Source organism: Brevundimonas sp. SS2672, from assembly GCF_059579685.1.
In genome coordinates this window covers 1754229-1775192 of record NZ_CM184201.1, presented here as the reverse complement: position 1 = coordinate 1775192, position 20964 = coordinate 1754229, and the positions used below count along the sequence as shown (strand labels likewise).

Sequence of the window (20964 nt, the reverse complement as noted above, 5' to 3'; positions counted from 1 at the left end):
CTCGCTATAAGCCGCCGACCCTCAAACTCCCAAACAAGAAGTCACTCCCATGACCGAACGCACGTTCTCGATCATCAAGCCGGACGCCACCCGCCGCAACCTGACGGGCGCCATCAACGCCGTCATCGAAGGCGCCGGCCTGCGCATCGTCGGCCAACGCCGCGTCAAGCTGACCGAAGCCCAGGCCAAGAAGTTCTACGAAGTGCACGCCGAGCGTCCCTTCTACGGCGAACTGGTCTCGCAGATGATCGCCGAGCCGGTCGTCGTCCAGGTGCTGGAAGGCGACAACGCTGTCGCCAAGTACCGCGAAGTCATGGGCGCCACCAACCCGAACGACGCCGCCGAAGGCACCATCCGCAAGCTGTTCGCCCTGTCGATCGGCGAGAACTCGGTCCACGGTTCGGACTCACTGGACAACGCCAAGATCGAGATCGAGCAGTTCTTCACCGACGCTGACATCGTCGGCTGATCTTGAAGGGCCGCGCTCGTCGGCCCTTCGGGACCTCCCGACCCGACGCGGCCTGTTTTTCTGAGCCGCGGTCAAAAGGCTTCGCCTTTTCGACCCGACGCGGCTTGATCGTCTGTGGTCAAGCTGTGTGACAATTCGGCCCGCCCTCGGAACCGGGGGCGGGCCGTTTCGTTTTCATGGTCACGCTGTCTCTCGAAGAAGAACAAGGATGACCGCCATGAAGATGATGCTGAAGCTTGCCCCGGTGCTCGGTCTGACGGCCCTGCTGGCCGCCTGCGGCACGACCACGGAACAACGCGCCGCCACGGGCGCCCTGGGCGGCGCGGTCGCCGGTCAGGCGATCGGCGGCAACACTGGGGCGACCGTCGCCGGCGCGGCCATCGGCGCCGTCGCGGGCGCGGCCACTACGCCGAAGAAGCCGCACGAGTAAGGCTTTCGCCGCACGGTATAAAAAAGGGCGTCGGCCGCGAAGCCGACGCCCTTTCCTTTTGTCAGTCGCCGGACGCGCCGCTTACCAGATGCGGGCGCGCTTCTCAGGGGCGATATATTCCGCCTGATCCGGGGTGACGCCGAAGGCGGCGTACCAGGCGTCGATGTTGCGCGGCGGGGTGGCGGCGCGCGCCATGCCGGGCGAGTGCGGGTCAGTGGTCAGCTGCTCTTTCAGAGCTTCGTCACGCGACTTTTCGCGCCACACCTGGGCCCAGCCCAGGAAGACGCGTTGCTCGCCCGTCAGGCCGTCGATGACCGGGGCCGGCTGGCCGTTCAAGCTGCGCTTATAGGCGTCCAGCGCCATTAGCAGACCGCCCAGATCGGCGATGTTCTCGCCCATGGTCAGGTCGCCGTTGATGTGCATCCCCGGCACCGGCTCCTCGGCGGCGTAGATGGCGCCCAGGGTCTTGGCGCGCTCCTCGAAGCGGGCGGCGTCTTCGGGCGTCCACCAGTCGCGCAGTACGCCGTTGGCGTCGGTCTTGCGGCCCTGGTCGTCGAAGCCGTGGGTGATCTCGTGGCCGATCACGGCGCCGATGCCGCCGTAGTTGACCGCCGGATCGGCGTTCGGGTCGAAGAAGGGCGCCTGCAGGATGGCGGCCGGGAAGACGATCTCGTTGCGCGGCGGGTTGTAGTAGGCGTTCACCGTCTGAGGCGTCATCCCCCACTCCAGCGGATCGACCGGCTGGCCGATCTTGCCGCGGTTCCAGGCCCAGTCGAAGGCCGCAGCGCGCTCGACGTTGCCGTAGAGGTCGTCGGCCTTCAGCTCCAGCCCGTCATAGTCGCGCCACTTCTCGGGATAGCCGATCTTCACCCCGAACTTGGACATCTTCAGCAGGGCCTGCTCGCGCGTGGCCTCGCTCATCCAGTCCAGAGCCTTCAGGCGCTCGGTCATGGCGGCGCTGAGGTTGGCGACCAACTGCTCCATCTGCGTCTTGGACGAGGCGGGGAAGTGCAGGCGGACGTACTCCTGACCCAGCACCTCGCCCAGCTGGCCGTCGACCAGGACCACGCCGCGGTTCCAGCGCGGACGGTTCTCGGGCTGGCCGCGCAGGGTCTTGCCGCGGAACTCGAAGCGCGAGTCGACGAAGGCGTCGGACAGATAGGGGCTGGCCTGATCGACGGTCTGGAAGGCCTGCCAGGCTTTCAGGGTCTCGATCGGGGTGTCGGCGAACACCTGGGCGATGCCGGGGATGGCGGTGTTCTCCATCAGCACCAGCGTCGGCACGCTCTCGACCTTGGAGGCTTGCAGGAAGGCGGCCCAGTCGAAGCCCGGCGCAAAGGTCGACAGCTGCGCCGCCGGGGTCGGGTTGTAGATCTTGTCGATCTGGCGACGCTCGACCGTGGTCCAGTGCTTCTCAGCCACCTTGGTCTCGAAGGCTAGGATGTCGGCGGCGGCCTGGGTCGGGTTGCTCCACCCGGCGGCGGTCAGGGCGCGCGCGACATAGGCGACATAGGCTTCGCGCTGCGTGGCGAAGTCGGGCTTCAGATAATAGTCGCGGTCCGGCAGGCCCAGACCGCCCTGGCCCAGATAGGCCGAGTTGACGTTGGGATCCTGCAGGTCCTCGAACACCGCCAGGCCGAACAGGGAGCCGCCGAAGCCTTCATGGCTGGCGCCCATCAGGCGGGCCATGTCGCTGTGGTTCGCCACGGCGCGGATGGCGGCCAGGTCGGCGGCCAGGGGCTGGGCGCCCAACTGGTTGACGCGGGCCTCGTCCATGAAGCTGGCGTACAGGGCGCCGACCTTCTGGGCGTTGGCGTTGGTCGGGTTGGCGGCGCTGGCCTCGATGATGGCGCGCAACTGGGCCTGCGAATTCTCATACAGGACGTCGAACGGGCCGAAGCGGGCCTTGTCGGCCGGAATCTCGGTTTTCTTCAGATAGATGCCGTTGGCGTAGGCGTTGAAGTCGTCGCCCGGATTCACCGTCAGGTCGCGGCCGTCCAGATCAAAACCCCAGGGCTTGATCTCGGGCGTGGTCGAGGCGGCCGCCGAAGCGTGGGCGTGTTGCGCGAGGGTCGGTTGGGCCGAGAAGGCGAGGGCGACGGCCATGGCGGCGGCGCCCATCAGGCGAGTTTTCATCATCGGGTCTTTCCCAGTGGTGCAGACGTGCGCGATTGCGTCAGTGAGACGGCGCATTCGTGCTTGCCGGCAAACTGCGCCCGCCTGCGACGGCCTGTCGCATTAAAAATCGTTAAGGATTACGCGCGGCGGACGAAATCGGCCAGCGCCTGGGGATAAAGGCCGTGCTCCGCCGTCTTGACCCGTTCGGCCAGGATGTCCGGCGTGTCGCCGGGCTGGATCGGCACGCGCGCCTGGCCCAGGACAGGGCCTTCGTCGACGCCCTCGGTGACGATGTGGACGGTGCAGCCCGCCTCAAGGTCGCCGGCCTCGATGGCGCGGGCGTGGGTGTTCAGCCCCGGATAGAGCGGCAGCAGCGACGGGTGGATGTTCAGCATCCGGCCGGCCCATTTCCCAACCAGCCACGGGGTCAGCAGACGCATGTATCCGGCCAGGGCCACGACCTGGACGCCGCGTTCGGCCAGCAGGTCGTCGATGGCGCGCTCGTGCGCCTCGCGGTCCTTGCCGAAGGGCTTGTGTTCGACGGTCAGCGCCTCGACGCCCGCCGCCACGGCCTTCGCCAGACCGCCCGCGCCTGCGATATTGGAGATGACGGCCACGACCTCATACGGCGCGTCCGCGGTCTGGCCGGCCGCGATCAGGCTGGCCATGTTCGATCCGGTTCCCGAGATCAGGACGGCGACGCGGGTTTTGGCGACGGACATGGGCGGCTCACGCGTGAAAGAAGGCGCGACTGCCATGCGGCCCCGAAAGCGACTTAGCAAGGGGGAGGGCGTGGCGAAGGGGAGGGGCGCGTCGCCGCCGAACGATTGTCGCTGAACTGTCGCAAACTCCGTTGCTTCTTCGGAAACGGCGGCGTTAGCGTCGATGCGCCGGAGAGTCCGGCATCCAAGGGGAGTACCTGAATGCGTCGTCTGTTGACCGCCGCCTGCGCCGCGGCTGTGTTGGCCGCGCCGGCCGTTTCCATGGCTCAGGAGGCCGCGTCCAGCGGTTCGGGGCCGGTCCGCTCGGCCGCCGATCGCCTGCGTAACGCCAACGCCGAGCAGATCGAGAAGAACTGGGCCCGCGCTGTCGCCGATGAATCGGAAGTCACCACCAGCCACTCGATCAACGCCCATGGCCGCACCCTGCGCTACAAGGCGACGGCGGGCACCCTGACGGTCCGCAACGACGCGGGGATGCCGACGGCCAGCCTCTTCTATGTGGCCTATACGCTGGACGGCCAGCCGGTCGGTCGTCGCCCGATCACCTATATGTTCAACGGCGGGCCTGGTTCGCCGACGGTGTGGCTGCACATGGGCGCCTTCGGCCCGATGCGGGTCCAGACCGACGCCCCGGTGGTCGAGCGTCCGGGGCCGTTCAACCTGGCGCCCAACGACATGACCCTGCTGGACAAGACCGATCTGGTCTTCATCGACATGGTCGGCGCCGGCTATTCGCGCCCGCTGGGCGAGACGCCGGGCTCGGCCTTCTGGGGCGTGGACCAGGATGCGGACACCTTCGCCCGCGCCATCATGCGCTACACGACCAAGTTCGACCGCTGGTCCAGCCCGAAATACGTGCTGGGCGAAAGCTACGGCACCCTGCGCGCCGGCGCCCTGGTGCATCAGCTGGAAGATCGCGGCATGTCGCTGAACGGCGTGGTCCTGCTGTCCTCGATCATGAACTACGGCGTGCGCCAGCCGGGCTATCCGCAGAACTTCGTCACCCTGCTGCCGACCTATGCGGCGACGGCCTGGTATCACAACAAGATCCCGAACAAGCCCAGCCTGGAAGAGCACGTCCAGCGCGCCCGTGAATTCGCCATCGGCCCCTATGCGGCGGCCCTGTCGAAGGGGCACCTGATCTCGGACGCCGAGCGCGCCCAGATCGCCCAGCAGATGAGCGCCCTGATCGGCATCTCGCCTGAGGTTCTGGATCAGGCCAATCTGCGCCTTGAGCTCAGCCCGTTCCGCAAGGAGCTGCTGCGCGACCGTCGTCAGACGATCGGACGCCTGGACACCCGTTATCTGGGCATTGACGCCAACGCCGTGGGCGGTTCGCCCGAGGAAGATCCCTCGAGCAGCGCCATCACCGGCGCCTATTTCAGCATCTTCCGCGACTACATCGCCACGACGCTGAACTATCGGACGGAGATGGACTATCGCCAGTCGGCGCGGGGCCTGCCGGGCTTCAACTGGGACTGGAACCACCGCCCGCCGGTCGGCGGCCCGCAGACGACGCCGAACACGGCGGTCGACCTGGCCACCGCCATTCGTCGCAATCCGCACCTGAAGGTGCTGGCGCTGAACGGTTATTACGACGCCGCCACGCCCTTCTTCAGCACTGAATACGACCTGGCCCAGATGATGCTGGAGCCCCACCTGCGCGGGAATCTGGAGTTCACCTACTATGAAGGCGGACACATGATGTACACGGCCCGCCCGGCGCTGGAGCAATTGCACGTCGATCTGTCGAAGTTCTACAATGAGACGGAGAACGGCGGCCTGCGCTGATCCCGGCGACCGTCTGAACTGAAGAAGGCCCCGGTCACGCGACCGGGGCCTTTTTTCGTCGAAGCTATGTTTTTCGCCGTCATCCTCGGGCTTGACCCGAGGATCGGGTTGTCTGCCTGCGCGAGGTTGGCAGGGAGAGCGCGCCGCCGCCCTCGATCCTCGGGTCAAGCCCGAGGATGACGGAGGAGGGGAGGCGTGGAAGCTACGCCGCTTGCAGTTGTCCGCAGACGAAGGCCGTCTCGCCCGCGTTCAGCAGGGCGGCCAGCACCGGCTCGACGTTCTCGGGCGCGACGATCAGGATGAAGCCCACGCCGCAGTTGAAGGTGCGGCGCATCTCGTGGTCGGAAATCCCGCCCGTCTCGGCCAGCCACTGGAAGACGTCGGGCATGGGCCAGGCGTCCCAGTCGAAGCTGGCCTCAAGGCCCTCGGCGATGCAGCGCGGCGGGTTCTCGATCAGGCCGCCGCCCGTGATGTGGGCCGCGCCCTTGATCAGGTCGGCCTTCATCAGCGGCAGGACCGGCTTCACATAGATGCGGGTCGGCTCCATCAGAGCCTGGGCCAGGGTCTGGTCCTTGGCGAAGGGGGCGTCGTCGCCCCAGGCCAGGCCGGACTTCTCGACCACCTTGCGGATTAGGGAATAGCCGTTCGAGTGCGGACCCGACGAAGCCAGGCCGATGATGACGTCGCCCGGCTTCTGCTGGTCCAGATAAGGCAGGACCTTGCCGCGCTCGACCGCGCCGACCGAGAAGCCGGCCAGATCATAGTCGCCGCCCGAATACATGCCCGGCATTTCGGCCGTCTCGCCGCCGACCAGGGCGCTGCCCGACTGGCGGCAGCCCTCGGCGATGCCCGCGACGACGCGGCGCGCGGCGTCCACGTCCAGCTTGCCCGTGGCGTAGTAGTCCAGGAACATCAGCGGCTCGGCGCCCTGGGCCAGCAGGTCGTTGACGCACATGGCGACCAGATCGACGCCAACGCCGTCGTGACGGCCGGTCTCGATGGCGATCTTCAGCTTGGTGCCGACGCCGTCGGTGGTGGTGACGACCAGCGGATCTTCAAAACCGGCGGCCTTCAGGTCGAACAGGGCTCCGAAACCGCCCAGCGAAGCCTCGGCGCCGGGGCGGCGCGTGGACTTGGCCAGGGGCTTGATCGCGTCGACCAGCTGTTCTCCGGCGTCGATATCCACGCCTGCGTCGGCGTAGGTCAGGCCATTCTTCAGTCCGTCTTTTTGGGCCTCAGGGGTGTCGCTCATCGGTCACGGCTCGAAATCGGGGGCGAAAATTTGTCGCGGCGCTCTTGCCACGACGGCGTCGCGCGGGGCTATAGCATCGGAATGACGCCAATCACCACCAATGACGCGCTGATCGCCTTCTGCGAGCGTTTGGCCAAGGCCCCGTTCATCACCGTCGATACGGAATTCATGCGGGAAACCACCTACTGGCCCAGGCTGTGCCTGATTCAGGCGGCGGCCTCGCCTACGGACGCCGCCATCATCGACCCGATGGCCGAGGATCTGGATCTGGAGCCGTTCCTCGACATCCTGCGGGACGAATCGATTCTGAAGGTGTTCCACGCCGCCCGACAGGACGTGGAGATCTTCAACAAGCTGGGCGCCATGCCGCGCCCGCTGTTCGACACCCAGGTCGCCGCCATGGCCGCCGGTTTCGGCGATCAGGTCAGCTATGAGGCCCTGGTCCGTCAGATGCTGCGTCAGGAGCTGGACAAGGGCAGCCGCTTCACCGACTGGGCGCGTCGCCCGCTGTCGGAGGCGCAGTTGACCTATGCACTGGGCGACGTGACGCATCTGTCGGCGCTGTATCCCAAGCTGCGCGACCGGCTCCAGAAGGAAGGCCGTCTGGACTGGGTCATGTCGGAAATGGGCGCGGTCACAGATCCGGCGCTCTACGACACCTCGCCCGAGAACGCCTGGAAGCGGCTGAAGCCCAAGAAGTTCAACGCCAAATATCTGGCCGCCTTCGTCGCTGTCGCCGTCTGGCGCGAGCGCGCGGCCCAGGAACGCGACCAGCCGCGCGGCCGCATCCTGAAGGACGAGGCCATCGACGAGATCGCCGTCCAGGCGCCGACCGACCCGGACGCCTTCAACCGCCTGCGTTCGGTGCCGAAGGGCTTTGGCGGTTCGCGTCTGGGGCTGGAGCTGGCGGCCGAGCTGAAGCGCGTCCTGGCCGACCCGGAAGCCCATGCGCCCAAGCTGGAGCGGCCGTCGCACAACCAGCCGGCGCCGCCCTCGGTGGTCGAGCTGTTGAAGGTGCTGCTGAAGGCCAAGAGCGACAACGCGGGCGTGGCGGCCAAGCTGATCGCCACTGTCTCCGACCTGGAGAAGATCGCCCTGAACGACAACGCCGACGTTGAAGCCATGAAGGGCTGGCGCCGCCAGCTGTTCGGCGAGGACGCGCTGAAGCTCAAGAAGGGCGAGATCGCCCTGGTCCTGAACGGCGCCCGCGTCGAAGTGGTCGAGATCGAGGGATAACCAAACCCTCTCCCGGCGGGAGAGGGCTTGAGCGCACGAGAGCGCAGCGATCGTTCCTGCGCGAAAGGGTGAGGGGCTTGTCCTGTCCGTCGGCGTGAGCCGTCGCATCAATGGTCAGCTACGGCCTACGGCCGACTTCACCCGTGAACCCTCACCCTTTCGGCTGGCGGATCGCCTTCGGCTCTCCGAGCCTCAAGCCCTCTCCCGCCGGGAGAGGGTTTTAGATTTTCAGCGCCAGGTCCATCGCCTCGGCCAGCGCCTTGGCGCGGCGTTTGGTCTGTTCGCCGAGCAGCATGTCGGCGTAGCCGTTGGCGGCCGTGACGCGCAGCGCGCCCTTCTCGACCGTGGCCGTGGCGTTGGCCAGCAACTGCGGCGAGCGGCCTGACAGGTCACAGGCCAGCCGCATGGCCAGGCCAAGGGCGCGGGCGCGCTTCTGGCCCTTGTCCGAAAGCAGGCGGTTGACCGTATCCGGCGCGGGCGTGCGCGCCTCGCCGCCATAGCGGGCGTTCATCGCCACGGCCATGAAGGCGCGTTCGGCGTGGGTCTGGCCCGGAATGGGCGACCACAGCACCTGATCGAACACCAGGTTGATGCGGTGGTCCGGATGCAGCCGCGCCCCCAGGTCCGCCAGCCGGCAGACCGAGGATGTCAGCAGGGCGTCGCGTTCCTCGCCGAACACTTCCGGCAGGGCGGAGGCGACCGACTGCAGCCAGCCGTCCAGGGCGCGGGGCAGGGCCGGGTCCACCCCTTGTCGGCCGCCCCAGGCCGAACAGCCGGCCAGCAGGGGATCGACCGCCCGCATGGCGGGCTCCATGCCATGATACAGCAGCCCCTCGCGCACGCCCCAGGCCGAGAAGACGACTGAGCTCAGCTCCAGGCGATCGATCAGCCCCTCCAGCACCAGGGCGGCGTAGGGCAGAGTCTCGGCCCGGCGCTTGGATACGCCCGGCAGCTTCTCCAGGGAGACGCGTGACTGGCGCGCGATCAGACGGGCCATGTCGCGGGCGTCGGCGGCGCTCATGGCGTACTGATGGACGATGCGGATCGGATGATCGGCCATCGCCATGTGCATCTGGGCCAGGCTGCGCCAGGCGCCGCCGACGGCGTAGAGCGTCGAGGTCGCATAGGCGTCCTCGACCGGCCCCAGCCGCTTGGCGATGCGGGCGCGCAGGCGATCCGCGTCGAAGCCCTTGGCGTCCAGCAGGGCGAAGGGGCCGAGCGCCAGGGTCACGCCCTTGCCGCGGGGCCCGTCGCCGATCCGGGTCAGCTCCAGACTGGCGCCGCCCATGTCGGCGGCCACGCCGCGCGCGCCGGGATCGCCCGCCAGCACGCCCAGCGCCGAATATTTCGCCTCCTCCTCGCCGCTGAGCACGCGGATGCGCAGGCCCGTCTCGGCGGCCACGCGCTCGCAGAACAGGGGGCCGTCCTCGGCCTCGCGCACGGCGGCTGTGGCGGCGACCAGCACCTGGTCCGGCTGGACGCCCTCGATCACGGCGGCGAAGCGGCGCAGGGCTGTCATGGCCATGACTACGCCCGGTTCGGACAGGCGCCGGGTGGCGGCCAGGTCACGCCCCAGACCCGCCAGCACCTTTTCGTTGAACATGGTCCAGACCGCCCGGCCTTCGAGCCGATACAGCACCAGGCGCACCGAGTTGGAGCCGATATCGATGACGGCGATCTGTTTCGACTCGTATTCGCGCTCGGGGCTCATCAGCGGCGCTTCCGCGGCTTGAGGCCAGGGTAGGACAAGGCTCCGGGCAGGGTCTTCACCTTGCGGCCGCGCCCCGACAGGCTGGGGTTGGTCATGAAATACTTGTGCGCCGAGAAGGGCCGTTCGGAGCCGCTGGGCATCACACGGCGGTAGGAGCCGTCGGAGGCCAGGACCCAGCTCTGGGCGTCGTCCTTCAGATTGGCGACCATGATCTGGTCCAGCACCTGATCGTGGACGGTGGCGTTCAGGATCGGCGTCATCACCTCGACCCGGCGGTCCAGGTTGCGCGGCATCCAGTCGGCCGAGGAGATGTAGACCCGCGCCCGGTTGCTGGGCAGGTCGTGGCCGTTGGCGAAGGCGACGATGCGGCTGTGCTCCAGGAAGCGGCCGACGATCGACTTGACCCGGATGTTCTCCGACAGGCCCGGCACGCCGGGGCGCAGGCAGCAGATACCCCGGATGACCAGTTCGATGCGCACGCCCCATTGGCTGGCGCGATAGAGGGCGTCGATGATCTCCGGATCGACCAGGGCGTTCATCTTGGCCCAGATGGCGGCGGGCTTGCCCTTGGCGGCGGCCGACATCTCCTTGCCGATCATCTCGATCAGGCTGGTCTTCATGTTCAGCGGCGAGACGACCAAGGCCTCCAGTTCGTCGGGCGCCGCATAGCCGGTGATGTAGTTGAACACCCGGGTCGCATCCCGGCCCAGCGCCGGGTCGCAGGTGAACAGGCTCAGGTCCGTGTAGATCTTGGCCGTGACCGGATGATAGTTGCCGGTGCCGAAGTGGCAGTAGGTGCGAAGGCTGTCGCCCTCGCGCCGGACGACGACGCTCATCTTGGCGTGGGTCTTGTACTCGACGAAGCCGAAGACGACGTGGACGCCCGCCCGCTCCATCTGGCGCGCCCAGCGCAGGTTGGCCTCCTCGTCGAAGCGCGCCTTCAGCTCCACCAGGGCGGTGACGTTCTTGCCGTTCTCGGCCGCCTCGATCAGGGCGGCGACGATGGGGCTGTCCTTGGACGTGCGGTACAGGGTCTGCTTGATGGCGATGACGTTGGGGTCGCGCGCCGCCTGACGCAGGAACTGCACCACCACGTCGAAACTCTCGAACGGGTGGTGGATCAGCATGTCCTTTTCGCGCACGGCCGCGAATATGTCGCCGCCGTTGTCGCGCACCCGCTCGGGGTAGCGCGGTTCATAGCCCTTGAACTTCAGGTCGGGGTGGCCGCCGGGGATCAGTTCGGAAAGTTGCGCCAGCCCCAGCATCCCGTCGACCAGCACCACGTCCTGCGGCTGGGCGTGAAGCTGGGCGATGATGAAGTCGCGCAGGTCGTCGGGCATGTCCGCCTGGATCTTGATGCGCACGACCGAGCCCATGCGACGCTGCTTCAGCGCCTCCTCGAACTCCATGACCAGGTCTTCGGCCTCTTCCTCGATCTCGATGTCGGAATCGCGGATCAGGCGAAACAGACCCTTTTCCAGGATCTCGCAGCCCGGAAACATGTGGTCGATGAACAGCAGCAGCAGGTTTTCGAGCGAGACATAGCGCGTGCGCCCCGGCGTCGAACGTCCGTCCGTCGCCAGCGCCCAGAAGCGCCGCACCTGCGTCGGCACCGGCACCAGGGCGTAGAGGACGCGGTTGTCGCTGTTGCGCCGCAGCTTCAGCGCCAGCGAGAAGCCGAGGTTGGGCAGGAAGGGGAAGGGATGCGCCGGGTCGATGGCCATCGGCGTCAAGACGGCGAACAACTGGTTCAGGAACTCAGGCTCCAGCCGCTCGCGCTCGGTCTTGGTGATGCGGACGCGCTCGACGATCTCGATGCCGGCGGCGGCCATCTCCTTGCGCAGGACGCGCCACTGACGCTGCTGTTCGGCCATCAGGCCGCCCGCCGCCGCATTGACCTGTTCCAGTTGCTCGGCCGGGGTCAGGCCGTCGGGCGAGACGACGCGGACGCGCTCGCGCACCTGGCCCTTCAGGCCGGCCACGCGGGTCATGAAGAACTCGTCCAGGTTGTTGGCCGAGATGGACAGGAAACGCACCCGCTCCAGCAGGGGGTGGCCCTCGTTCGCCGCCTCTTCCAGCACGCGACCGTTGAAGGCCAGCCACGACAGCTCGCGGTTGATGAACCGCTCGGGCGAGGCCATCAGCGCCTCCGACAGCTCCAGCTGCGGGGCGCGAGAGGAGGGGACTTCCTCGCCGGTGGTGTCGACGGCGATGGGCGCGATATCGGTCATGATTCCGTTGTCGCGCGCGCCTGTGACGGCTGCAACCGCGATTGTGTCGCGGCAGGCGGGACTTAACTACTCCGCGGGGATGAGCGGGTGGTCAGGGTTCCCCGTCCAGCACTTGCCGCGCCAGCACGCGCGTCACGGGGCGGTGCAGGGCGTCCAGGCGGTCGACCACGGCCTCGGCGGCTTCGGCCGAGCGGTCGATGCGGCGGACCAGATAGTCGATCAGTTCGTCGGCCGGGGTGATGTTCCGGCTGGCGAAGGCGCGGCGCAGCATGGCGGCGAAGACCACGTCGTCGGGCGCCTCTATCCCCACGGTGCGGATGGCGTTCAGGCGCGAGCGCAGGTCCGGCAGGTCGGAGGCCCAAGAAGCCGGCGGATCGCGGGACACCAGCAGCAGGGCGCCGCCGCCCGACTGGGTCAGGTTGATCAGGTGGAACAGGCTCTCGTCGTCGGCGTCCTGGGCCCGGTCCAGCAGGACGGGGCGGCCCTCCAGCTCCAGCGGGTCGATCAGGGCCGCCTCGGCGCCGTGCAGGGCGATGGCGCCGGTGCGCTCGACCCAGGCGGCGGCCAGGTGGCTCTTGCCGCAACCGGCCGGGCCGAACAGGGCCAGGACGGCGCCGGGCGCTTCGGGCCAGGCGGCCAGGGCGGCCACCCCCGCGGCGTTGGCTTCCGAGATCGCCAGGTCCGAGGCGCGCTGCGGCGTCTCCTGCTGCAGCGGCAGGCGCAGTTGACGTATTTCGGCGGCCGAGGCGTTCATGATGACTGGACCCTAGCCGGGCGGGGACGCGGGCGTCTCTGTTGATAGGGCGGGATCACGGGGACAACCTGCGCGCCGCTGTGGATGGCGTATCGCGGGCGTTTCATCCGCGCGATCAGGCGTCAGCCTTGACTTTCGGGGGCGATGATGGGCCTTTCCCCGCTCCTAATTCACGCTGTTCGACAGCCGTTTTCAGACGAAATCCGATCATGCACGCCTATCGCACCCACACCTGCGGCGCCCTCCGTTCGACGGATGCCGGCGCGAATGTTCGTCTGTCGGGCTGGATTCACCGCAAGCGCGACCACGGCGGCCTGCTGTTCGTCGACCTGCGCGACCACTACGGCCTGACCCAGCTGGTCCTGCACCCCGAAACGCCGGGCTTCGACGTGGTCGAGCGTCTGCGCGCCGAGAGCGTCATCAAGATCGACGGCGAGGTGGTCCTGCGCGAAGGCTCGACCGTCAACGCCAACCTGCCGACCGGCGAGGTAGAGGTGCGCGTCCTGTCGGTGGAAGTCCTGTCGGAAGCCGCCGAACTGCCGATGCCCGTCTTCGGCGAGCAGGAGTACCCGGAAGAGATTCGCCTGAGCAACCGCTTCCTCGACCTGCGTCGTGAGCGTCTGCACAAGAATATCGTCCTGCGTTCGCGCGTGATCCAGTCGATCCGCACCCGCATGGTCGCCCAGGGCTTCCTTGAGTATCAGACGCCGATCCTGACGGCCTCGTCGCCGGAAGGCGCGCGCGACTTCCTGGTGCCGAGCCGGATGCATCCGGGCAAGTTCTACGCCCTGCCGCAGGCGCCGCAGCAGTTCAAGCAGCTGCTGATGGTCTCGGGCTTCGACCGCTATTTCCAGATCGCGCCCTGCTTCCGCGACGAAGACCTGCGCGCCGACCGTTCGCTGGAGTTCTACCAGCTCGACGTGGAAATGAGCTTCGTCACGCAGGAAGACGTCTTCCAGGCGATCGAGCCGCTGATGCACGGCCTGTTCACCGAGTTCGGCGAGGGCAAGCCGGTGTCGCCGATCGACGGGACGCACGTCTTCACCAACGACTTCGGTCAGACGATGGAGCACAAGGGCTTCGAGCGTCTGACGTTCGAGCAGTCGATGAAGTGGTACGGTTCGGACAAGCCGGACCTGCGCAACCCGATCAAGATGCAGGACGTGTCGGACCACTTCCGCGAGGGCGGTTTCGGCCTGTTCGCCAAGATTCTGGGCGCCGACGAGAAGAACGCCGTCTGGGCCATCCCGGCGCCGACGGGCGGCTCGCGCGCCTTCTGCGACCGCATGAACTCCTGGGCGCAGGGCGAGGGCCAGCCGGGCCTGGGCTACATCTTCTGGTCGGACGACCAGCAGTCGTGGGGCGGCCCGATCGCCAAGAACTTGGGTCAGGAGCCGACCGAGACTCTGATGGCTTCTCTGGATCTGGGCAAGGGCGACGCGGCCTTCTTCGTCGCCGGTCAGCCGGGCGTCTTCGCCAAGTTCGCGGGTCTGGCCCGCACCCGCGTCGGCACGGAGCTGAAGCTGGTTGACGAGGACCAGTTCAAGTTCTGCTGGATCGTCGACTTCCCCATGTTCGAATGGTCGGAAGAAGAGAAGAAGGTCGACTTCAGCCACAACCCCTTCTCGATGCCGCAGGGCGGCATGGAGGCGCTGGAGACGCAGGACCCGCTGACCATCCGCGCCTATCAGTACGACATCGTCTGCAACGGCTATGAGCTGTGCTCGGGCGCGATCCGGAACCACAGGGCCGAGATCATGCTGAAAGCTTTCGAGATCGCCGGCTATGACGCCTCGGTGGTCGAAGAGCAGTTCGGCGGCATGCTGAACGCCTTCCGTTACGGCGCGCCGCCGCACGGCGGTCTGGCGCCGGGCATCGACCGCATCGTCATGCTGCTGGCGGGCGAACAGGCCATCCGCGAGGTCATCGCCTTCCCGCTGAACCAGCAGGGCCAGGACCTGCTGATGAGCGCCCCGGCCGAGGTCGAGGAGCGTCAGCTGAAGGAGCTGTCGATCCGCACCCAGCTGCCGATCAAGGTCTGACCACGGCCACAGCGCCGAATTGAGAAAGGGAGGGGACGACCCCTCCCTTTCTTGTTTCTGAGCTTCAGTTGCGCGGGCGCGGCGGAACCGGGGGCGCAGGCGGCGCTGGGGGCGTGCGGATGACGCGGACGCCGCTGCGACAGTTGCGGGCCGTCAGCCCGCCGGGCAGGCGGGTTGCGGCGTCGCCGCAGGCCTCCTCGACCTGATCGGCGGTCAGGCCGCGCGCCCGCGACAGATCCAGACCGCGAATGTCGGTGCGGCGCATGGAGGCGTCGCGAAAATCCGCCCGGTTGAAGCTGCCGCCGGACAGGCGCGCGCCGTCCAGATCGGCGTCGCGGAACGTGGCCCCGTCGAAATTCCCGCCGGAGAGATTGGACGCCTTGATGTCGGCGCTGGTGAAGTCGGCGCCGCGGGCGTCGACGTTGGCCAGGGTGGCGCCGAAGATCTCGGCGTCGTTCAACCGCGCGCGGGTCAGGATGGCGCTGTTCATGTTCACGCCCTGAAGCTCGGCCCCGCTCAGATTGGCGCCGCTCAGGTCGACGCGGATCAGGACGGCGCCCGTTGCCTCGGCGCCCATCAGCTGGGCGCCGGTCATCTTGGCGTTGGTGAACATCGAGCCGACCATCTCGATGCCGCGCATGTCGGCGCGGCTGAAGTCCGCCCCCGTGAAGTTCGAGCCGACCAGTTCGGCGCCGCGCAGATTGGCGCCGACCAGGGTGGCGTAGGTGAAGTTGGCGCCGGTCAGGGTCGCGCCGGACAGATCACGGCCGGACAGTTCGCAGCGGGTGCAGCTGCCGCCCAGCGACACCATACGCGCGACGTCGCGGTCCTGGGTCCAGGTCATGTCCGTCACGCCGGCCAGAGCAGGGGCGGCCGTCGTCAGTCCCGCTAGGGCTGAGGCGGCGAGGGCCATACGGCGCAGGGGTGAAATCGAACGTTTCATCACCCCCTTTGAATGCGCCTTAGTCCGTAAAAACCCTACTTAAATCGCGGTAACGAAGGCGACGCTCAACAGGCGGGAATGCGCAGGCCTGAAGGCAGAACCGTGTTCTCGTCGCCGCAGGCCTGATTGAGCTGGGATTGGGTCAGTCCAGTGGCGCGCGACAGCTGCGCGCCCGACAGGTTCGTCCCGTTCAGCTTGGCTCCGGCGAAGGCGGCGCCTTCCAGATAGGTCCCGACGAAGCTGGCGTTGGTCATGTCCGCCCCGCTGAAGTTGGAGCTGGACAGGACGGCGCCGTAGGCCTCGACGTCGCGCAGGTCGGCGCGGCGGAAATTGGTGCGGTTCATCACCGACAGGCTGATGTCCGCCTGGCGGATGCGGGCGCCCGACAGGTTCAGCCCGCCGCGCTCCAGGCCCGAGAAGTCGCCCTGGAACAGATTGCAGCCGGGGCAGGAGGCGCCGCGACGCACCTGACTGATCTGCGAGGCGTTCTGCGCCGAGGCGGGCAGGGCCGTCAGCGTCAGGCCGACGGCGGCGAGAAGGGCGATTGCGGGACGGATCATGCGAATGGCTCCAGGCTTTGCGCCTGTCGCAGCAAGAAGCGGGCCGCCGTTTCGGGACAGGCTGTCCCGATTCAGCCCTGAACCTTGGGCGCCGCGCCGCAGGCGCCGCAGACGGGCGTCCCGTTCCTGTCCGTCAGCATCAGGTCGCCGCACTCGGGGCAGGGGCCGGCCTGCGCCTGGACCTGGGGCGTGGTGCGCGGCGAGGGCTCCTTCCGGCCGAAGGGGGCGACGATCAGATTGTCGGGCGCCGCGCCTCGAGCGAAGCCCTTGGAGATGAAACGGGCGGCGGGCACGGGCTGGGGCGCGTCGGCGGGAGCCCCGTCCATGCCGTCCAGATTGGCGGCCTCGGGCGTGACCTGGGCCAGCTCGCGTCGGTCCAGATAGGAGACGCCCAGTTCGCGGAACACATAGTCGAGGATGGAGGTCGCCGAGCGAATGGAGTCATTGCCCGTGACCCGCCCCGAAGGCTCGAACCGGGTGAAGACGAAGGCGTCGACGAACTCGTCCAGCGGCACGCCGTACTGCAGGCCTATGGAGATGGCGATGGCGAAGTTGTTCATCATCGAGCGGAAGGCGGCGCCTTCCTTGTGCATGTCGATGAAGATCTCGCCCAGTTCGCCGTCTTCGTATTCGCCGGTGTGGATATAGACCTTGTGGCCGCCGACCGACGCCTTCTGGATATAGCCCTTGCGGCGGTCGGGCAGGCGGCGGCGGGTACGGTCGCGCTCGATTACCTTCTCCACCACGCGCTCGACGGTGCGGGGCGCGGCCTCAAGGGCGGGCGCAGACTCAGCGCGGCGCGGCGCCTCGACCTCAGGCAGGCGCAGGCGAAAATCGCCAGGGGCCTCGGCCCGGCGCAGCACGGCGGCGCGGCGGCCGTCGAGAGCGGCGTCGGCCAGAGCGCGGGCCAGGTCCAGCCGATCGGCGCGCCAGTCCAGCGTAACGGGGGCCAGGTCGGGGGCGTCGCTGAAGGGTTCGACGGCGCGGCGCAGGTCAGCCTCCAGCGCCTCGCCGGATCGGGACAGCAGCGACCGAAGCGCCTCGGGCGCCGTGTCCCAGTCGGACAGGTCGGGACGGCCGAAAACATGGTCCGCCGCCGCCTGGATCGCCGCCTCGTCAAAGCCCAGGCGCGGCAGCAGGGCTTCGCCCGGCGCCAAGGTCAGGCCCAGTACGTCGCCGATGAAGCCCTCGTCCAGCACAGGCGGCGCGAAGGCGTCGGCGAAATCCTCGACCGAGGCCAGGGCGCGCTCGATCCCCTCAAGCTCGAGATCGGTGAAGCCCAGATCGCGCAGGCGGGCGTGGCTGACGCCGGGCGCCTCGGCCAGGGTGCGGCGCCCGAACAGATGGCGCTCGGCGGCTTCAACGTCGGCGCCCGCGCGGGTCAGGGCGACGGCCAACGCCGGACGCAGGCGACGCTCGACCTCGCCGTCCGCCGTCTGCCAGACGTCCGTCGCCGCGAAGGGCGAGACGCCGAGGCGCAGGGACAGTTCGGCGTCGTCGGCGAACAGGCTGATCATCGCGTGACGACGACCGTGGGCCCGCAGGGCCTCGACCGGCTCGGCGCGTTCGGTCAGGGCGGCCAGGGTTTCGTCCTTCACCGTCTCCCACTCGGCGCAGGGGCCGAGGCGCGCGGCCAGATCGGCGGAGGCGGCGTTGGCCCAGCGTGCGAGCTTGGCGGCCAGAACCGAGGCTGAGGCGGCGGGCGCGGCGGCGTCCTGCGCCACGGCCCAGTCGGCCAGACCGCCCAGACCCAGTGCGATGGGGCGTGCGGCGGCGCGCCGATCATCGCTCGAGATATCCAGCGTCAGGTCCAGCGCCGTCACCAGCAATGCGGTCAGGGCGGCCAGCGCCTCCTCGAAGTCGTCTCCGAAGGCGGCGGCCAGAGCGGGCAGGCTGAGCGTCGCGCGGGCGGCCAGCGTGGCATCGGCGGCCGCGTCCGCATCGGCGGGCGTGAAAACGGCGACGACGGGGCCTTCCAGCGCCGCCTCGGCGACGGCGAGGGCCAGCGGTCCGCCGACGGCGGCCGTATCGGGCTGGGCCAGTACGATCAGCGGCGCCTGTGCGGCATCGGCCGGCGGCGCAGCGCCTGCCGAAAGGCCCTCGCCCTTGATGGCGCGCAGGATGTCCGCATCGGTGGCGCCGCACTGTCGCGCGACATGGGCGGCGCGGGTCAGGGCGGGGTTGGAGGCGGGATCGGCGCAGGCGGCCGCATCGCCCTCGCACCGCGCCACGGCGTCGGCCACGTTCGCCAGCGCCTGGGCCAGGGCCTCGGCGGCCTGAGCGGACAGCCGTTCGCGGCGCCAGACGGCGGCCTGCTGCGCCAGTCGGCGCTCGGCCTCGGGCTCGGACAGGTCCAGACGCAGGGCGTCGGAGACGCGGGCGGCCGCATCGCTGAGGGCGGTCAGGCCCAGCAGGACCGCGCCGGTCAGCTCCGCCTCGAATCGGCGACCTTCGGCGGCGTTGGCGAAGACGCCGCCTTCGCGTCCGACATGGGCGAGACGCTCGGCCCAGTCATGGACGGCGCCGTTCAGCGGAAGGTCGGGACGGGAAGCGGAGGGTGCGTCAGTCCAGTCCAGCCAGGCTTCGACCTGGACATCGGACCAGGCGGAAGGGGCCAGGACGATCTCGACGGCGTCGGCGCGCTCGATCTCGCGCGGCTCGACGGCGACGTCGGCGGCCAGGGGAGCAAACAGGGGCTTGAAGCGCATCGGGCGTCTCCCACGCTGGGTCTGGAGCGTGTCCTGCGGACAGCCTAACGGGGTCGAGCGACGCCCTTCAATAGATGTTGCGGCCGCAAGGGGTGTTGCCCACAAGATGTTGAGGCGTTTCCGGCACGCTCCCTGCTGGACGCGGGGCGTCGCGGTTTCTATGATCGGCCTGCGCCGCCGGACCTCCCCGGGGCGGTGGATTCGAGTGAGTTCGACGACGTGCTGAGCAAGATCTTCACCTGGTGGAACGGCGCCACGATCGGCACCCTGTTCACCGTTGGCAAACGCGGCCAGCTGGTCGGCACGGACGAGTTCGGCAATCGCTATTACGAATCCCGCGACGCCGTCAGTTATGACGGCCGCAAGCGCCGCTGGGTCATCTATGACGGCTACGCCGAGGCGACCAAGGTGCCGCCGGAATGGCAGGGCTGGCTGCGCTACACCTATGACGAGAGCCCGGCCGAGCGCCCGCTGCCCCGTCAGGCGTGGGAGAAGGATCATCTGCCGAACCTGACCGGCACGCCGATGGCGCGTCGTCCGCAGGGTTCGCTGGCCGCCCTGGGCCAACGCCCCGCCGCCACCGGCGACTATCAGGCCTGGAGCCCGGAATGACCTTTCGCCATGTCCTGCTGGCCGGGGTGGTCGTCGCGGGACTGGCGATCTCGGGCGCGGGCGTGGCCAGCGTCCTGATGGACCTGCCGCAGGACGCGACGCCTGCGCCGGCCGATCCCATCGGCGACCTGCTGCGCGACACCAGTCGTACGCCGCTGCAACCGACCCAGCCGTCTCAGCCGCAGACGCCGCCCGCGAACGGCGGTCAGGCTCCGGCCGCCAATCCGACGGCGCCGGGCGCACCCGCGCAGCCGGGCGTCCCGACCGTGGCGATCCAGGGACAGGAAGTCGCCGTTCAGGAAGAAGTGCCAGAAGAACTGGTGGTCGAGGAGGAAGAGGTCGCGCCTGCGCCCGCGGCTCCCGCCACGCCGCCTGGCGTGCGCCAGCGTCGCCGCATCGCTGTCATCCAGGCGGTGGACAAGACCACGGCCGAGACCATGCGGTTCGAGGTCGAGGTGGGCGGCCGCCCGGTGCGTTTCGGCAAGACCCTGATCTTCAAGGCTCGGGCCTGCGAGGTCTCGGCTTCCGACGAAATGACCGAGGACGCCATCGCCTATATGGAGGTCGGGGTTCAGCCGCGCGGTCTGGCGGCGCCGACCGAGGCGCGGCAGGTTTTCAGGGGGTGGATGTTCGCTTCATCGCCGAGCGTCAGCGGGATGCAGCACCCCGTCTATGACGCCTGGGTGGTCGGCTGTAAGGCGTAAGCCACAGCCTCGGTTCCGCTCATTGGGGCTGTGAAGGCGTCCATGTCCGGCTCTGCCTGCAGAGCCCAGGGCAGCATCCGCAGATAGGCCTCCTGGGGCGTTTCGACCGCGCCGAACTGGCTGAGGTGGTCGGTCAGGAACTGGGCGTCCAGCAGTCGCCATCCTCCCGTCTTCAGTCGCGCGACCAGGTGGACCAGGGCGACCTTGGACGCATCCGTCGCCCGGCTGAACATGCTCTCGCCGAAGAAGGCGCCGCCCAAGGTGACGCCATAGAGGCCGCCGACCAGCGCCTCGTCCCGCCAGCACTCGACGCTGTGGGCGAAGCCGCGTTGATGCAGTTCGATGTAGAGGCGGCAGAATCGGGGCGTTGATCCAGGTGTCTTCGCGGCCCGGCGCGGAGGCGGCGCAGGCGTCCAGCACAGCCGCGAAGGCCGTGTTCACTTGCACTTGAAACGGATCGCTCCGAACGGTGCGGCGCAGGCGTGCCGGAATGTGGAAGCGATCCAGCGGTATGACGCCCCGCTGGTCCGGCTCGACCAGAAAGACGCGCGGATCGTCGTGCGCCTCGGCCATCGGGAAGACGCCCCGCGCGTAGCAGGCGAGCAGCGCCTCCGGTCCGAAGACGTCAGAGGGGCCGCTCGCGCTGAAGCCGGGCTCGTCGGGAGCCTTGGGCAAGGCGGG

At 68.4% G+C, this 20964-nt stretch carries 16 protein-coding genes and 1 pseudogene; 7 read left to right on the top strand and 10 right to left on the bottom strand.

The annotated features are described in order from the left end of the window. The first annotated feature begins 49 nt into the window (after positions 1 to 49). Positions 50 to 469 carry a nucleoside-diphosphate kinase gene (gene ndk, locus AC52GN_RS09015; protein ID WP_024353012.1) on the top strand — a complete coding sequence of 140 codons (420 nt, stop codon included), beginning with the start codon at positions 50 to 52 and terminating at the stop codon, positions 467 to 469. Between the two features lie 208 nt (positions 470 to 677). Beyond that, on the top strand, positions 678 to 899 hold the full coding sequence (locus tag AC52GN_RS09010; RefSeq protein WP_496526820.1) for a YMGG-like glycine zipper-containing protein: 222 nt from the start codon (positions 678 to 680) through the stop codon (positions 897 to 899). A gap of 81 nt (positions 900 to 980) precedes the next feature. On the opposite strand, the gene AC52GN_RS09005 is transcribed toward AC52GN_RS09010, so the two are convergent. Together AC52GN_RS09005 and purN are read right to left on the bottom strand one after the other, a co-directional pair. Next, the gene (locus AC52GN_RS09005; RefSeq protein WP_496526819.1) at positions 981 to 3038 is read right to left on the bottom strand and encodes a M13 family metallopeptidase; all 2058 of its coding nucleotides are present in this window, start codon (positions 3036 to 3038) and stop codon (positions 981 to 983) included. 116 nt (positions 3039 to 3154) lie between these two features. Further along, positions 3155 to 3739: a phosphoribosylglycinamide formyltransferase gene (gene purN, locus AC52GN_RS09000; protein ID WP_496526818.1), complete on the bottom strand. Its 585-nt coding sequence runs from the start codon at positions 3737 to 3739 to the stop codon at positions 3155 to 3157. A 201-nt stretch (positions 3740 to 3940) separates the two neighbouring features. Between purN and AC52GN_RS08995 the strand changes: the two genes are divergently transcribed. Continuing rightward, a complete protein-coding gene (locus AC52GN_RS08995; RefSeq protein ID WP_496526817.1) occupies positions 3941 to 5530 on the top strand; it encodes a S10 family peptidase in 1590 nt (529 codons plus the stop codon). Between the two features lie 202 nt (positions 5531 to 5732). On the opposite strand, the gene purM is transcribed toward AC52GN_RS08995, so the two are convergent. Continuing rightward, a complete protein-coding gene (gene purM, locus AC52GN_RS08990) occupies positions 5733 to 6782 on the bottom strand; it encodes a phosphoribosylformylglycinamidine cyclo-ligase (RefSeq protein WP_496526816.1) in 1050 nt (349 codons plus the stop codon). Positions 6783 to 6863: 81 nt separating this feature from the next. On the opposite strand from purM, the gene rnd reads away from it, so the two are divergent. Further along, positions 6864 to 8018 carry a ribonuclease D gene (rnd, locus tag AC52GN_RS08985; protein ID WP_496526815.1) on the top strand — a complete coding sequence of 385 codons (1155 nt, stop codon included), beginning with the start codon at positions 6864 to 6866 and terminating at the stop codon, positions 8016 to 8018. Between the two features lie 220 nt (positions 8019 to 8238). Here the strand turns inward: rnd and AC52GN_RS08980 are convergent, their stop codons facing one another. The 3 genes from AC52GN_RS08980 to AC52GN_RS08970 all read right to left on the bottom strand — a co-directional run bounded on the left by AC52GN_RS08980 (position 8239) and on the right by AC52GN_RS08970 (position 12714). Then, positions 8239 to 9729, bottom strand: coding sequence for a Ppx/GppA phosphatase family protein (locus AC52GN_RS08980; protein ID WP_291774328.1), 1491 nt, complete (start codon positions 9727 to 9729; stop codon positions 8239 to 8241). After that, positions 9729 to 11960: an RNA degradosome polyphosphate kinase gene (locus AC52GN_RS08975; RefSeq protein ID WP_312220054.1), complete on the bottom strand. Its 2232-nt coding sequence runs from the start codon at positions 11958 to 11960 to the stop codon at positions 9729 to 9731. The genes AC52GN_RS08980 and AC52GN_RS08975 overlap by 1 nt, the downstream gene beginning before the upstream one ends. A gap of 91 nt (positions 11961 to 12051) precedes the next feature. After that, positions 12052 to 12714 (bottom strand): P-loop NTPase family protein, encoded by a 663-nt coding sequence (locus tag AC52GN_RS08970; protein WP_343829538.1) that lies wholly within the window; start codon positions 12712 to 12714, stop codon positions 12052 to 12054. 209 nt (positions 12715 to 12923) lie between these two features. Here AC52GN_RS08970 and aspS point away from each other — a divergent pair, with 209 nt between their 5' ends. After that, a complete protein-coding gene (gene aspS, locus AC52GN_RS08965; RefSeq protein ID WP_496526814.1) occupies positions 12924 to 14756 on the top strand; it encodes an aspartate--tRNA ligase in 1833 nt (610 codons plus the stop codon). A 64-nt stretch (positions 14757 to 14820) separates the two neighbouring features. On the opposite strand, the gene AC52GN_RS08960 is transcribed toward aspS, so the two are convergent. From AC52GN_RS08960 to AC52GN_RS08950, 3 genes are all read right to left on the bottom strand, one after another. Next, positions 14821 to 15699, bottom strand: a complete 879-nt coding sequence (locus AC52GN_RS08960; protein ID WP_496526813.1) for a pentapeptide repeat-containing protein — start codon at positions 15697 to 15699, stop codon at positions 14821 to 14823. A 65-nt stretch (positions 15700 to 15764) separates the two neighbouring features. Beyond that, complete coding sequence (locus AC52GN_RS08955; protein WP_291774343.1) at positions 15765 to 16259, bottom strand: pentapeptide repeat-containing protein; 495 nt, start codon at positions 16257 to 16259, stop codon at positions 15765 to 15767. A gap of 71 nt (positions 16260 to 16330) precedes the next feature. After that, positions 16331 to 18967, bottom strand: coding sequence for a TSCPD domain-containing protein (locus AC52GN_RS08950; RefSeq protein ID WP_496526812.1), 2637 nt, complete (start codon positions 18965 to 18967; stop codon positions 16331 to 16333). Between the two features lie 219 nt (positions 18968 to 19186). Between AC52GN_RS08950 and AC52GN_RS08945 the strand changes: the two genes are divergently transcribed. Together AC52GN_RS08945 and AC52GN_RS08940 are read left to right on the top strand one after the other, a co-directional pair. Beyond that, positions 19187 to 19579, top strand: a complete 393-nt coding sequence (locus tag AC52GN_RS08945; protein WP_291776067.1) for an NADH:ubiquinone oxidoreductase subunit NDUFA12 — start codon at positions 19187 to 19189, stop codon at positions 19577 to 19579. Beyond that, positions 19576 to 20283, top strand: a complete 708-nt coding sequence (locus tag AC52GN_RS08940) for a DUF2155 domain-containing protein (protein WP_291774348.1) — start codon at positions 19576 to 19578, stop codon at positions 20281 to 20283. Before AC52GN_RS08945 ends, AC52GN_RS08940 begins: the two co-directional genes overlap by 4 nt. Here AC52GN_RS08940 and aat read toward each other — a convergent pair. Then, a pseudogene (aat, locus tag AC52GN_RS08935) lies at positions 20250 to 20958 on the bottom strand (leucyl/phenylalanyl-tRNA--protein transferase). The gene AC52GN_RS08940 and the pseudogene aat sit on opposite strands and share 34 nt — an antisense overlap. Between the last annotated feature and the right edge of the window lie 6 nt (positions 20959 to 20964).